At 64.7% G+C, this 13,633-nt stretch carries 8 protein-coding genes, 1 tRNA gene and 2 pseudogenes; 3 read left to right on the forward strand and 8 right to left on the reverse strand.

What is annotated here, in order from left to right; all coding sequences use genetic code 11:
- Positions 1-36: 36 nt before the first annotated feature.
- The 8 genes and pseudogenes from ACN2C7_RS17285 to ACN2C7_RS17320 all read right to left on the reverse strand — a co-directional run bounded on the left by ACN2C7_RS17285 (position 37) and on the right by ACN2C7_RS17320 (position 10,042).
- Positions 37-1,233 carry an MFS transporter gene (locus tag ACN2C7_RS17285; protein ID WP_419318623.1) on the reverse strand — a complete coding sequence of 399 codons (1,197 nt, stop codon included), beginning with the start codon at positions 1,231-1,233 and terminating at the stop codon, positions 37-39.
- A complete protein-coding gene (locus tag ACN2C7_RS17290; RefSeq protein WP_419318625.1) occupies positions 1,230-3,395 on the reverse strand; it encodes a hypothetical protein in 2,166 nt (721 codons plus the stop codon). Before ACN2C7_RS17290 ends, ACN2C7_RS17285 begins: the two co-directional genes overlap by 4 nt.
- On the reverse strand, positions 3,395-4,732 hold the full coding sequence (locus ACN2C7_RS17295) for a sulfotransferase (protein WP_419318627.1): 1,338 nt from the start codon (positions 4,730-4,732) through the stop codon (positions 3,395-3,397). Before ACN2C7_RS17295 ends, ACN2C7_RS17290 begins: the two co-directional genes overlap by 1 nt.
- A gap of 52 nt (positions 4,733-4,784) precedes the next feature.
- A complete protein-coding gene (locus ACN2C7_RS17300) occupies positions 4,785-6,617 on the reverse strand; it encodes a TonB-dependent receptor (protein ID WP_419321495.1) in 1,833 nt (610 codons plus the stop codon).
- Positions 6,605-6,722 (reverse strand): annotated as a pseudogene (locus tag ACN2C7_RS17305) (TonB-dependent receptor plug domain-containing protein); the annotation flags it as partial. The gene ACN2C7_RS17300 and the pseudogene ACN2C7_RS17305, both read right to left, overlap by 13 nt.
- Positions 6,711-7,133 (reverse strand): annotated as a pseudogene (locus tag ACN2C7_RS17310) (TonB-dependent receptor plug domain-containing protein); the annotation flags it as partial. The pseudogenes ACN2C7_RS17310 and ACN2C7_RS17305, both read right to left, overlap by 12 nt.
- Positions 7,134-7,194: 61 nt before the next feature.
- Positions 7,195-8,082 (reverse strand): carbon-nitrogen hydrolase family protein, encoded by an 888-nt coding sequence (locus tag ACN2C7_RS17315; protein ID WP_419318629.1) that lies wholly within the window; start codon positions 8,080-8,082, stop codon positions 7,195-7,197.
- Between the two features lie 139 nt (positions 8,083-8,221).
- Positions 8,222-10,042, reverse strand: coding sequence for a PLP-dependent aminotransferase family protein (locus ACN2C7_RS17320; protein ID WP_419318631.1), 1,821 nt, complete (start codon positions 10,040-10,042; stop codon positions 8,222-8,224).
- A 720-nt stretch (positions 10,043-10,762) separates the two neighbouring features.
- Between ACN2C7_RS17320 and ACN2C7_RS17325 the strand changes: the two genes are divergently transcribed.
- The 3 genes from ACN2C7_RS17325 to ACN2C7_RS17335 all read left to right on the forward strand — a co-directional run bounded on the left by ACN2C7_RS17325 (position 10,763) and on the right by ACN2C7_RS17335 (position 13,539).
- Positions 10,763-10,836: transfer RNA gene (locus ACN2C7_RS17325), tRNA-Cys, on the forward strand.
- Positions 10,803-11,198 (forward strand): hypothetical protein, encoded by a 396-nt coding sequence (locus ACN2C7_RS17330; protein WP_419318633.1) that lies wholly within the window; start codon positions 10,803-10,805, stop codon positions 11,196-11,198. The genes ACN2C7_RS17325 and ACN2C7_RS17330 overlap by 34 nt, the downstream gene beginning before the upstream one ends.
- Positions 11,199-11,466: 268 nt before the next feature.
- On the forward strand, positions 11,467-13,539 hold the full coding sequence (locus ACN2C7_RS17335; RefSeq protein WP_419318635.1) for a TonB-dependent receptor domain-containing protein: 2,073 nt from the start codon (positions 11,467-11,469) through the stop codon (positions 13,537-13,539).
- The last annotated feature ends 94 nt before the right edge of the window (positions 13,540-13,633 follow it).

A 13,633-nucleotide genomic window follows, 5' to 3' on the forward strand; every position in this document is an offset into this window, starting at 1 on the left:
GCTGGCGGGCCGTGGAGGCCCGCGTATGATGGAAGATCAGGCTGGCGATCGTTGTCGGTCGAGCGCCAAGGCTGGTATGATGGCCGCCAGTCCGCTGAACAGCAGGCCGATGACCGCCAAGGTGATCAGGCCGCGATACTGGCCGCCAGCGGCGACGAAGGCGGCCAGGGCTGGACCCGACGCCAACCCAAGTTTCGAGAAAAACCCGCCGAGAGCCGCCATCTGTCCAGCCTTGTCAAAGGCCGCGCACATGCCCAGCAGATAGGGGATTACGAAGGCCCAGGTCACCGCCGTGGCGATATTGGCGACCAGATAGACCCAGGGCAGATGGCTGAAATGGAACGCCCACGTGCCGACCAGGGTCAGGGCCAGGCCGGCCAGCAGCGGTCGGGTCCGGCCGAACTTCAGGCCCAGCACCACGACCATGACCGAGCCCAGGGCGCCGATCCAGTTGGCCGCCCCCAGGGTGTCGGTGATGAAGCCAAGCTTCAGACCCGAGGCCTTGCCGAGGCCGATGATATAGGCGGCCAGGCCCATATTGGCGGCCTGGAACAGAAAGATGCCCGCGAAAGCCAGACCCAATGGAATCCAGCGCACGGCGGGCCTCGCGGCGCTAGCCGCGAGCTTGGGCGGCGAGGGATAGTCGCCAAGAAAGGGGATCATGGCCAGGGTGACGGCGCTGAACGTCGCCAAGGCCACAAACAGCACGCCGTGACCGAACATCGGCACCAGGTGCGGCAGGAACATCAGGCCCAGGCCGCCCAGGCCAAATTGCACCACCAGCAACATGCCGAAGGTGCGGTCAGGCGTCTTGGTGCGGGCGATGACCGCGAAGGCTACCCCGACCAGCAAGCCGCCGATCAGACCGTGGACGAAGCGGGTGGCGATCAGGATCTCAGGCGCTGTAAGCAGGGTCGAGATCAGGTCGACGATGATCAGGCTCAGCAACACCGCCACGGCGGTCGGTCGCCAGGGCAGTCGCCGGATGATGAACACCGCCGTCAGCGCCCCGACCGCCGCGCCATACACATTGGCCGAGGCGACCAAACCGGCCGCCTTCGGGGTCAAGCCGGCGCCGGTGATCAGGCCGTCAACCAAGGCGGCCATGATGTTGACGTAGAACAGGCCAGCTGTGGCCAGGAAAGACAGCAGCACGCTGGCTAACAGGCTGTCCTCAGGGACCCGACCCGGACGGCCAGACGCGGCGAGCGCGGTCGGAGCGGCGTCGGTCATGGGCACATCCGTTTGATCTTGGCGGTTTCGACAGCGGCCTGGGCCCAGTCGAACACTCCGCTGTCGCCGAAATAGTAGTAAGTGAGACCGCCCGGCAGCAGCACGACCGAGATGCCGCCATAACCCGACATGAACGGGACCCAGAGCGGCGCGGCGCAGCCGAGCTTCGCCCCCAGGTCGCGAGCCCAGAAGCCGGCCTTGTAGCGATAGTCCTCGCCGCCGGCGCGCAAGCCTGGCCTGGCCGGGTCACGCTGCAAAGCGGCGCTCAGCAGACCGGGGTCGAGAACCGTCCGCCCATCTATGCGCGCGCCGTCCGAGAGCCAGCCGCCGATCCGGGCAATGTCGTCGGCATGATAGGTCAAACCCCAACCGGTAAAGGGCTGGCGAATGGAATCGAGGGTGCGCCGGGTGGTCAGGATGGTCGGACTCAGCCGCAACGAGCGCCACAGCGGCGCGATCAAGGCGTCATAGAAATCGCCATCGCCGCGCTCGCGCTGGATGTCGGCCAGGGCGGCGCCCAACAGATAGGTGTCGGCGGTGTGGTAGACAAAGGTCTGCCCCGGCGTGGCCCGCCGGCCGTACTGACCACAGGCATAGGCGACCTTGGCCGCGTGATCCTCAGCGTCGAAAAAGGCGCTGATCGAGGGTGCGCTCTCATCAGCTTCAAAAGCGCTTGAGCCATAGACGCCTGTCGCCATGTCCAGTGACTGGCCCAGGGTGACGTCTTTCCAGACCTCGCCGGCCGCGCATGCGGACACGTGCTCGGCGATCAGTTGGTTGGCCGCGCCCGGGACCAGGGCCTCCAGCCGCATCAGGCCGATGGCGCCGACGATCGACTTGGCGGTCGAGTAGGACGGCAGGTCGAGCGTGTTGCAGAATGGATAGTCACCGTGCCGGGTCTGGCAGGTCGAGGCATAGTGAACGCCATCGACCACCAGGCCGTAGGCAGTAGGCGGATCGCCATCCGCCGGCGGCGCCAAGACCAATCGGGCCGGGTCGAACCCGGGATAGAGTTTGGCGAGGGCGGCGATCGGACGGACCGGCAGCCGGGCGGCGACCTCCGCCCGGTAGGCGGCGGCGATCGCGTCGGCGTCGACGTCGGAGACCGCAGTCAACTGGGCAGGAACCATGCCCCAGGCGTCGAATTTCAGGTAGGCGCAGGTCTCCGAAGCGACCTCAAAGGCGACCCGCGAGACCGACCCGTCTGGTTTGAACAGGAAGGTCATCACGCCGTTGTGCAGGCAGTTGGCGTTGCGCTCCTGCAGGGCGAAGGGCATCGCCGCCCGCCGCCAGCCCCTGTCGGCGGCTTCGGTCCAAACCCGTCCGGTCTCGAGCACCCATTCCCAGACCGGATGACCACTGGCGATAGGTCCCCGCTGGACCGGGATCAGAGCCTCGCCGTCCTCGACGAAGACGAAGTCGAAAGTCGGCAGGGTGGCGCGCAGAGCCCGCGTGGCGGCCGTCATCGCCGTTTCATCCTTGAGGATCGCCATGCCGACCTTGGCGGCGGGGCTGTCCAGCGTCAGCCGCCAGACCTCGCGGCTGGATGGGGCCTCCGCCCCGGGCGGAGGCGCGAAGGCGGAGAGCGGCAGGGGCGACGAGAAGCCTTCGCCGGAGATTAATTGATCGTGATCGAACCGCGCCCTTGGAGCGCTTGGCTCCGCGGCCAACGGCTGGCCCGTCACCACCACCGCGTCGCCCCAGCAAAGAGCGCGCAGGCCACCCGCCGCCCGGAAACGGATCATCAAGGTTGACCGGTCGGCGGCGACCGGCGCCGAGACCTCGGCATGGGTGAAGGCGACGCCGTCATCAGCCCCGTCGCGCAGCGCGACGATCTCCCGCCACGTCGCGCCATCATCGGCGGAGACCTCGGCCAGACAGGCGTCATCACGACCCAGGCCCTGGCCGGCCACGGCGGCGGCCACCGAGACCTGAGCGAATCCCCGGGTCGAGACGGAGGTTGTCGCCATGGCCCGCCGCGTCAGGCGCAACGAGACATTGCCCTGGAAGGTGGTCAGCCGAACGTCGCCGGCGCCGGCCGCGCCCCAGCCGTCCGCCTGGCCGTCCTGAAAGTCATCCGCGAAGATCGGCCCGGCCAAGGCCGGGGCCGCCAGCGCGACGGCAGCGGTCAGCAGGATCGCGCCAAGAGCCAGACGCGACATCAGACGAGCTCGACCGGATCGACGCCGCCGGCCGCGAGAGCAGCGGCCAGGGGAGCCAGTTGCGGTGCGTAGCGTCGCCACAGTCCCACCGAGTCGGCGTGGATCGGCTGGCGCACCTGGGCCGCGCTGGCCGTGGCGGCGGGCGCGGCGTTCTCGTGAAAACGCAGGCAGGCGTCCTGCCAGTCCAACGCGCAATGAGCGATGATCCGTCGACTCTGCGTCTCCTGATCCGTGACCAGGGCCTCATAGTCGACGTCGAGGATGCGGCCCGGCAGCACCGCGCGCCAATGGGCCATCAACCGGCGATGGGCCAGCATGTAGGCGGCCAGGTCATCAAGGTCGTAGGCATAGGGGCAGCCCATGCGGAACAGCGTCTTGTACAGGGCATAGCCACTGTCCATGGGATGGCGACGCAGATGAATGATCTTGGCGTTGGGCAGGGCGCGGGCGATCAGGCCGACATAGAGGAAGTTGACAGGCGTCTTGTCGATGACCATCGGGCGCCGCGGGCCACGGCCGGCCAGGCTGTCGAGATAGGTCCGGCCGAGCGCCGCCGGATCGAGGGTCGCCGAGCGGCGGATCAGGTCGCCCTTGCCGCCCGCCTGGCCGGCCAGGCGCATCAAGGACAGGGCGAAGTCATTGATTTCGCCAAGACTCTCCACCGCACTGTGTGAGCTGATGATGCGATCGACCAGGGTCGTGCCGCTGCGCGGCAGGCCGAGCACGAAGATCGGCCCGACCTCGGCGCACCCCTCGGGCGTCGCCGCGAACAGCGCCGGGTTGAACACCCGGGCGATCTCCTCCATCGCCGCGACATCAGACGCGACCTGATAGCTGAGCAGGCGGCGCCGGCGATCGGCGCCGCGCTTGAGCCATTCGAAGCTCTGTTGGTATTGGCCCAGGTCCTCGAACTCCTTGGCCAGGGCATAGCTCAACGCCACCTCGGCGGGCCCGGGCCGGGTCCGCGCCACGGCGTCGAGCAGTGCTGGAACGTGGTTGGCCTGCGCCGTCTGCCGCCGCAGAGTCGAACGGTTCTGCCACGCGTCGGCGTCAGCGGGATCGAGCGCGATGACGCGGTCGAGCAGGGCCTCGGCCTCACCGGTAAGACCCAGAGCGATCTGGGCGGACGCCAGATTGTAGAGGCAGCGTGGGTCGTCGGGGGTCAGGTCGACCGCGCGCCGGTAACAGCGCGCGGCCTCGTGAGTTTTGCCACAGTGGGTGTAGTATTCGCCTAGATGTTGCAAAAGGCGCGCGTCATCGCCCGCCGTCGCCTCGATCACCGCCAGGCCCAAAAGCGCCTGGCCGACGCGGCCGTCACGGATGAGCGGGGCGATCATGCCCAGATCCTCCATCGCCTTGCTCCGCGCCGCCAAGCCACCCATCCGAAATCTAGAAGCTGTAGTCGACCGACAGACCGACGGTCCGCGGCAGGGAGATGAACTGTTTCGAGGCGTTGCCATAGTAACCGACCGATGGCCGGGTTCCCATGTAGGCTTCGGTGAACTCGCCCGTCACGCCAGGGTCGTTGAACAGGTTCTTGATGAACAGGGTCCCGGTCAGCGGCCCCTTCGAAAGCGAGGTCGAAGCGTTCCAGATCTGGAAACCGGACAGGCGGGTATTGTATTTCGCCCCTCCAATCGCGTTGCGGGTCGAGGATTGGTAGTAACCACTGGCCCGAGCGACCAGGCGGAGGTCACCGCCCAGTTTCCAGGTGTAGTCACCCGCCAGAGTGACCGCCTGCTTGGGCGTGCCGGGCAGTTTCGAGCCGTCACTCGCCAGCACCGAGCCAAGCGGGCTGACGACAGCGGCGCTCAACGCCGCATCGGTATAGGTGTAGCCGATCGCATAATGCAAAGCGTCGGTTGGCCGGCCGTCGATCGACGACTCCAGCCCAAAGGTCCGCGCCTTGCCGCCGTTTTGCACGACATAGAAGCCCCAGTTCGGGGTGGCGGTGTTGAGCTGGATGTCCTTCCAGTCAACATAGAACAGGGCGGCGTCATAGGTGATGGTTCCCCGTCGCCCCTTGATCCCGGCCTCGTAATTGACCACCGCGTCGGATTTGTAGATCTGCCAGCGCGGGTCCTCGGCAAAGTTGCCGCTCAGCGGCACGGCGTTGGAGCCACCCCGGCGGTAGCCCTCGGAGACCGTCGCGTAGAACAGGCCCTTGTCGCTGAACTTCCAGGCCAGGTTGCCCTTGAAGAGCGCCCGGCTCTCCGACGACTCGAACCGCGCCGTGACCGGCTGGCTGAGCGAGGTGTAGAGGGGCACATCGATGAGGGTGTTGTTGACCGCCTTGTTGTCGAACCAGCGAACGCCGCCGGTCAGCGACAGGCTGTCGCTGGCGTGCCAGGTCAGCTCGCCGAACACGGCCTTGTCGGTGAAGTCCTCGTGACGGCGATACTTGAAGTCCCGGTCGCCGGCCACCGCCGACGGAGCGCCGCTCCAGATGTCCCACCAGCGCTTGAATCCACGCAAGTAGCTGTCCTGCGACGACACCAAGGTGTCATCATTGTAGTAGGCCCCGACGACATAGTCGAAATCGCCGCCGGTCTTGGAAACCAGACGCAGTTCCTGGATGGTCGCGGTGTCCGAATAGTCGCGCACGGCCGAAGCCATTGGGCGCGGATAGTTATAGTAGAAACTCAGAAAGCCGGCCTGGGCGTAGAAGCCGGTGTTCTCGCTGACACTCGTCCCCTTGTGCTCGTAGTGCGAGGTCGAAGAGGTCAGGGTGGCGAAGCCCAGATCGATGTTCATTTCCAGACTGGTCAGGTTGACGTCTCGCGACGACGGTTCGAGCTGGATCGAGCCGTTCTGATAGTCGCCATAGGCCTTGCCGTAACCGTCGAGGCCATGGGTCACCTGACGGCGACCGCCGATCTCGTCCGACTGCTGACTATAGCTCAGGGTGGCGTCGAAGCGGTCGGTCGGCTGCCAGCGCAGCGCTACCCGCCCGAAGGTGATCCCAACCGTGTCGGCGTCCTTCTTGCTCGTGTAGTTCGCGTTCGGCGACAGCAGCCCGTTAGGCGCCGCGGGCGCTCCCGAGCTGTCCAGGACATAGAGGTTCACATAGTCGGTCACGCCCGGATAATCGATGCGGCTGACAGTGGCGCGCAGAGCCAGGGTGTCGCCCAGCGGCAGGTTCAGGGTCAGGTCGCCGGCCCAGCCGGCGCTCCCCGAGCCTTCGACCTTGCTGCCCGTCAGGCTCACCGCGCCCTCGAACACGCCCAGTTTCGGGGCTCGGGTGATGTAGCGGACGGTTCCGCCCAGAGAGCCCGAGCCGTACAGCGAGCCCTGGGGCCCGCGCAACACCTCTACCCGTTCAAGATCCTTGAGCAGAAAGCCGGCGAACAGCGGCGTTTCGTTGATGTAGGTCGAGACCGGCGCGACACTGGAAACCGCGTAGTCGCCCAAGGCATTGCTGTCGACATTGATGCCGCGGATCAGCACGTTGTTGACGACCCCGGCGTTGCGATAGCCTCGATCAACCACGGCGACGCCCGGAATCCCGCGCATCAATTCGGCGCTGTCGGCGATCTTGGCGGTCTCGATGGCGGCGCCCGACACCGCCGAGATGTTGTAGGGAACTTCCAGGACGCTCTGTTCGCGTCGGTTGGCGGTGACCACGATCTCGTCGATCGTGTCGGCGCCGCTGGCCTGAGCCATGGCCGCGCCACCGGCTCCCAAACCCAGCATCAGGGCGGTGATCGATACGGCCCCTCTAAGATTCGACTTGTTCATCCTGCAACCCCCTCGTTCAAATCTATCGTTGTTGTTGATCAATGACGCGCTCTACCGAACGCTAGGTCTTGATGGCGCTCAGGCTCGGCCGGGCGATCTGTTCGGATCGCGGCTTTTCCAATGCCCCCAGGCTGGCGAAGGCGGGAGAGGCGGCAAAGCCGTCGCGGTAAGGCGGAAAGACGATGGGCGTATCGCGCAAGCTCTTCAGCGGTTGACCCAGACCGTGCCAGCCGCGTTCGCGAACCCGGCTGACCTGGTCGAGATCGAGCTCGACGGCGATCACTTCATGTCCAGCTCCGGCCAGGTGGATGACCTCGCCGCCGGGACCGAACACCCCGGACTTACCGACCCCCAGTGAGCCAGCCACATTGATGTCAACGAAGAACACCTGATTGGTCGCCGCGCTGGCCCGGGCAATTGCAAGCTCGGCGTCACGATCAATGGTGTTGGTCATCCCAGGATGCAGAATGACCTCGGCGCCCATCCAGGTCAGGGTTCGCGTGGTCTCCGGGAACCACATGTCGTAGCAGATCGACAGACCAAAACGCCCGACCTCGGGGACATCGAAGACCACGAATTCGCCGCCCGACGACACACCCTGCTCGTAGGGCGTGAACGGATAGATTTTGCGATAGCGGGCGACCACCTGGCCGCTGGGGTCGATCACAGGCGCGGTATTGTAGATCTTGTCGCCCGACTGCTCGAACAATGAGCCCGGCACCAACCAGACGCCGGCCGCGCGAGCCGCTTCGCACATCTTCTTCTCGGCAGGCCCCGGTAAGGGCTGCGCATGACTGACGCCCGCGCCGAACAAGGTCAATTCGCTGACCACGACCATGTCGACCCAAGGCAGGCGCGCCTTGACCGCCGCGATCTCGGCGGCGATCCGGTCACAATTGTCACCCTTGGCCAGTTCAAGCTGCAGGCCGGCGATTCCGATGGGACGCATGTCGTCTTCCACTGCGAGCCGGATGGCCCTGTGACGGAAGAGTGACGGCGCAGAGGAAAGCCACATAGCGCCAGTCGAAGACCATCGATGGCGCCAGTTTTTGCCTAACGTCCCCGACGGGCGATATCTGGCGCCAGGCTCATACTGCGTCCGCGCGCCGGATGACCGCGGAGTCGACCAGCCGACCATTGGTGTCGAACCAGCCAATGCGGTCTGCGACAATGACGGTGACAAAACTGGCGATCTCGCCATAGGACCATTGGCGCCACTGCCGGCGCCAGACATCGTCCTCGACCCACCACCGACCGACGTCGCAATCCTCATTGGCGTAGCCCGCGCGGCCGGTCATCCGCCCGTCCGGGAGCAATTCAATCGTACATGGGTCGCCATAGACGGTCTTGCAGAGCAACACCGCACCGGACATGGCCGCATGGAGCGCCTCCCCGGTCAACCGGGCCTCCGGCGCATGGGGGAAGGCGGGCTTGGCCCCGGGCAGGTCGCGCATCAGGTCGGCGAGCACCGCAACCCCTTCACGGATCCGGTCGAGCGGCAGGCTGGTGACACCGAGGCGGAAGATGTTCGACGGCCCCTCGCCCCCGGCATAATAGGGCCCGACCGGTTCGATCAGCACGCCGCGCCGTTCGGCCTCGACGGCCAGGCTCTTGACGTCGAGATGGCTGGGGCCGCGCACCCAGTAGGCGGCTCCGCCGCGCACCGGCGCGATCGCCACAGACTGCTGCAGATAGTGGTTCAGGGCGTCGCGCAGCGCGGTGCGGCGTTCGCGAAACAACCGTCCCAGTCGCATCATCGTCGCATCATGGTGACCCATGGCCAGGAAATGGGCCACCGTGCGCTGATTGTTCAAAGGTGGGTGGCGCACAGCCAAGCCACGCAAGCGTCGGGCCTCGGCGACCACCGCAGCGGGAGCGACCATAAACCCCAGCCGCAGACCCGGGCCCAGCACCTTGGACAAACCGGCGACATAGATCACCCGGCCATCGCGATCGAGACTGTATAGGGCCGGGCAGGCCTCATCGAGATAGTTGGTCTCGCAGGCGAAATCGTCCTCGATGATCACCATGTCACGGGCCGCCGCCTTCTTCAGCAGAGCGTCGCGACGGGCCTGGGTCAGCATCACCCCGGTCGGGAACTGGTGGCTGGGCGTGACATAGATAAGATCGCACTCGTCGAGGCGACGATCCACCAACACGCCGTCATCATCGACCGGTTGGATGACCGTGCGCCCGCCGCGGTCGGCGATCAGGCGGCGCATGTCGGGGTAGCCGGGATCCTCGATCGCGACAGTGACGCTCGGGTCGATCAGCATCTGGCTGATCAGGGCGAGCGCCTGCTGAGCCCCGACGGTGATCAGGATCTCGTCGGGGCGGGCCTGGATGCCGCGTCGGGGTAGCACTTTGGTACGGATTTCCTCGATCAGCATCGGATCGTCGGCGTCGCCGCTATCGGTGGCCCACTGGGCGATGTCTGTGACGGTCAGGGCCTGGCGACTGGCCTCTCGCCACTCGGTTACGGGAAACAGCGAGGCGTCGAATACGCCGTCTATGAACGGATAGGGATACTGCCGCCAGTTGGGGATACGGCGCGAAGCCGGATCGCCGTCAGTCCCGGTCTTGAAGCGTGCGCCCCAATGGGAGTCCGGCGCCGGGTCGCGTCCGCCGGCCACGGTCTCGACCGAAGTCAAACCCCGCAGCATGTCGTGATCGACGTAGATACCGCTACGCTCACGGCTGACGAACAGGCCCTCGTCGAGCAGTTTCTGATAGGCCAAGGTCACGGTGTTGCGCGCCAAGCCCAGTTGCTGGGCCAGAGCGCGAGACGACGGCAGCCGACGCCCCGACGCGAAGGCGCCAGCGCAGGCGGCCTCGACCAGCTTGCGACGCACCTGATCCTGAAGACTCAAATTACTGTCAGGATCGAGGAAGATGAGCGGCCCAGCCATAGCAAGATCTTCACCCGAGCCGAGGCTCGGCGTCCAGCGTTTCTCCCGAGGCCTTCCAGGAACAGGGCGCGCTCGGCAAAGGCTTGCCATTGTTCTCCGACCTGCCCGCGCCGAGGCCACTCAAGCTCATCAGCTCGAAAGCCTTTCCGGGGCGCGCCGTGGCGCCAGTTTGTCAGCCTGCCTGACATTTCACCAAAGACGTGTTTGCCTGTGGTCTTGAATGAGAAGGCGGGATGACGGCGACCGCCAAAGGCCGTGCGATCGCCGCCGCCTGGGCTCATTCTGGTCTCGGGCCGAGGTGGAGCGATGCTTCGCGGAAGTGTTTCCAGCCGGACGGCCGATCCAAGCCAAATTTATCCGTCCGCTCTTGTCGCACCGCGTTGCGAGCCTCGGTGTGCGAGACTGTCACGCAGCTTTCGCCGTCGCCACACTGCGACGCCGTCCCCGTGGTCGCCATGGGCTTCGAGGACGGTCTTAAGTTGGAAATGCGCCTCTAGGGGCTACTTTAAGCCGCATTACTTGAGTTGCCGACAGGTCCCGATTGAATGATATCAATGCGTTAGTGGGGCAGCCCAATCAGGCTGCGACATGAGAGGGCCAGTTCAGGTTTCGATTTTCTCTCGGTCGGGCGAGATGGGCCCCACGAGACGGTTGCGACTTCAAGACCGCTCCTGTATCGAACGCCTCTCTTCGCCAACGCATATTGCGTTGACCCCGGATGGCCCGGTGGCGGAGTGGTTACGCAGCGGATTGCAAATCCGTGCACCCCGGTTCGATTCCGGGCCGGGCCTCCAACCTTTTCAGTGATTTAAATTCAACGACGTTCTCCGGTTTGCAGACCGGTTTGCAGGAAAGCTCCCCAACGCTGTCTCGCATCCGCTTAGCCGGACGCTTCGCGTTGACCTGTGAGGTTGAATTACGGTTGGCATACCTCTCTACCCGGCTATCCAGAGACCTGCGATTTGCGGCGAGGGAACTGGCCGCGCCCGACGAGCTCCTGGCCCACCTGTCGCCGATGAGTTCGGCACATGTCGGCCTGACGGGCGACTACCTCTGGGCCGATGCCGCAACCGCAGGCGTGTTCAGACCGCTGAACGATCCGGCCGATCGGCTCTATCGCGCCGCGTGGGCCCTGTTCATGGTTCGTGAATTTTAAGCGCCTCCAGCGCACAAACCCTTAGGTGAACCCCAATAGGGTCGCTAGGCGACGGTAGCCGGGGAGAGCTGTATCGGAGAACAGGGGCAGCACCCCTACCCTAGGTTGCCTGTTATGATAATTCGTGTCTTATGGATTTTCGTTCGGGCCACTATCTCTTCTGGTTGAGTAATCGTTCAGCAGCAGCGGAGAACACCGCGCCAGCCGAGCGTGGCGCGGTGTTTGACGGCGGGCCGAGGCCTGTCGCTTCCAGATGTCGGGGCTCGCTTTGTCGTCGTTCTTCGTGATTGCCTTTTTTGGGGTGATTTCCGACCAGGCAGCGTCTCCGGGCCCCGCGCCGGCTGCAGTCGAAAAGACTTCGACCACTGTCGACAGCGTCACGATCAATGGGCTGACCTCCAACATCAGCACCCGGATCGATCGGCAGGTCTATTCCCTTCGCAACGATCCTCAGTTGCAAGCTTCGCCGCTCGTCGAAGTGCTGGCAAAGTTGCCGTCGATCACACTCACCGCCAACGGCGAGCTCACCCTGCTGGGCGTTCCAGGTGTGATCGTTTTGGTCGATGGGAAGCCGGTCGCGGATTTGCAGGGCCTCCTGCGTAGTCCGGGCAGCGCCCGCGTCGACCGCGTCGAAATCCTGACAAACCCGCCAGCGGAGTTCGCAGCGCAAGGCGTTGGCGGCGTCATCAACATCATCACCCACCATTCGTTCATTGATGGCCTTTCGGGCACTATCGATAGTGCCGCCAATACATGGGGGTCGGCGGAGCTGAGCGTGTCGCCGAACTGGAGCGCCGGACGCTGGGCGCTCTCGGGCTCAGTCCGAGCAACGACGGATCGCCCAGAAAGCCAGGACACCCGAGCCCGCGAAGTGTTCGGCGTAGCGAATGGGGCGTTGGCGGAGCGCTCGAAAACGGCGACCAACACCCGCGGCCTCTCGGTTCAGGCGCAGGGGGGCTACGACGTTGGCGACACGACGAAGCTGGCCTTCGGCGGGGAGAGCAACCGCACGAGAGGTCATCACCTCACCGATACGGATATCGACGCCGAGAACATTGTCCTTTCCGGCCACGAGCAAACGAAACGCAAGATGCGCTTCGACATCGATGCGGCCACTCTCGGCTTCGAGCGCACCGGCCCGCGAGAGGAGGAGCGGTTAACGGCCGACTGGACCTGGTCTCGTCTCCAGTCCGACAACGACACATTAATCACCCAGCACCTCCTGTCGGGCCAGGCCGCTACGTCACTCGCCAACGAGACCACCAACGACGACACCGCGCTAAACGCGAAATACGAGCGACCGCTCTGGAGCCAGGCAAGCCTGTCGGCCGGCGTGGGACTCGAGCATTCCGGTAGGTCCGTTCGGCAATCCCTGACCGCCCTGCTAGGTGAGCCAGTGGGCCTGCCCGGCGAGCAGCGCATGTCCGGCTCACGGGACGTCGCGTCTGCCTATGGAAGCACTCAGTTCAAACTCGGGCGCTGGACAATGCTTCCAGGGATCCGGTTGGAGCGCGAGACCTTCGAGATTTCGACGAGCGGCCCCAAAACCACGGGGGGGCGTACAGACCTTTTCCCCAGCCTCTTCGTCCGGCGCGCTCTCAACAAGACCGTCAACCTCAACCTCAGCTACACGGCGCGTATCTCCCGGCCGGACATCACGTCGTTCGACCCACAGCTCGTCTATTCGACAGCGACCCAGGCCAGCGCCGGCAATCCCGACCTCAAGCCGGAGCTAATCGATGCGTTCGAAGCGCGGATCGAATACAAGAAAAACGCCTCGACCCTGAATCTTACTGGCTACCGTAAGCTGTCACGAAACGTCTTGGCGCAAGACTATCGTGTTGTCGACGACGTGACAGTTTCGATGCCAATCAACGCTGGCAGGCAAGACAGTTGGGGAGCGGATCTGAATCTTCAGCGCCGCCTCTCGTCGCGCGTAGAGCTGACCGCGACGGGCAACCTCTACAAGCGGACCTTGGACCAAGGGATTCATGGTCCTTTTGGCGGCAGCTGGTGGGGATACTCGGGCAGCCTCCAGTTCGAATACAAGATGCCGGTGCGTCGAGGCCGGGAAGGTGACACCTACCTCGTTACGGCGCGCTACACTGGGCCGATCGAGACGCCCCAAACACGGTCCGACAGCTTCTACAAGATCGACGCCGTTTGGCGTCGCGCGCTGTCGTCGAAGGCGACACTGGTCGTAACGATCGACGACCTGTTCGACAGCACCCGCTATCGGAAAGTTATCGCCTCCAGCGCGGCCCGGGAGGAGCTCCGGACCAGGAACCCCGCACCCCTCTTCCGCGTCGCTCTAAGCCGTCGCTTCGGGCCGGACAACTAAGAGTCTCCAGAATAGGAGAAATCACAATTTTTGATGGAAATTAGTTGATAAGCTCTTCAAGATTGATTTACCTTGGGTTTAATAATTGGGAAGG

Origin of the sequence: Caulobacter sp. ErkDOM-E, from assembly GCF_048541895.1 — a bacterium.
Classification (GTDB): domain Bacteria; phylum Pseudomonadota; class Alphaproteobacteria; order Caulobacterales; family Caulobacteraceae; genus Caulobacter.

Excerpts from the sequence above, each read along its gene's own strand:
- ACN2C7_RS17315 (WP_419318629.1), bottom strand. The coding sequence starts at position 8,082 with ATGCGTCCCATCGGAATCGCCGGCCTGCAGCTTGAACTGGCCAAGGGT.
- ACN2C7_RS17295 (WP_419318627.1), bottom strand. The coding sequence starts at position 4,732 with ATGATCGCCCCGCTCATCCGTGACGGCCGCGTCGGCCAGGCGCTTTTG.
- ACN2C7_RS17285 (WP_419318623.1), bottom strand. The coding sequence starts at position 1,233 with ATGACCGACGCCGCTCCGACCGCGCTCGCCGCGTCTGGCCGTCCGGGT.
- ACN2C7_RS17290 (WP_419318625.1), bottom strand. The coding sequence starts at position 3,395 with ATGTCGCGTCTGGCTCTTGGCGCGATCCTGCTGACCGCTGCCGTCGCG.
- ACN2C7_RS17320 (WP_419318631.1), bottom strand. The coding sequence starts at position 10,042 with ATGGCTGGGCCGCTCATCTTCCTCGATCCTGACAGTAATTTGAGTCTT.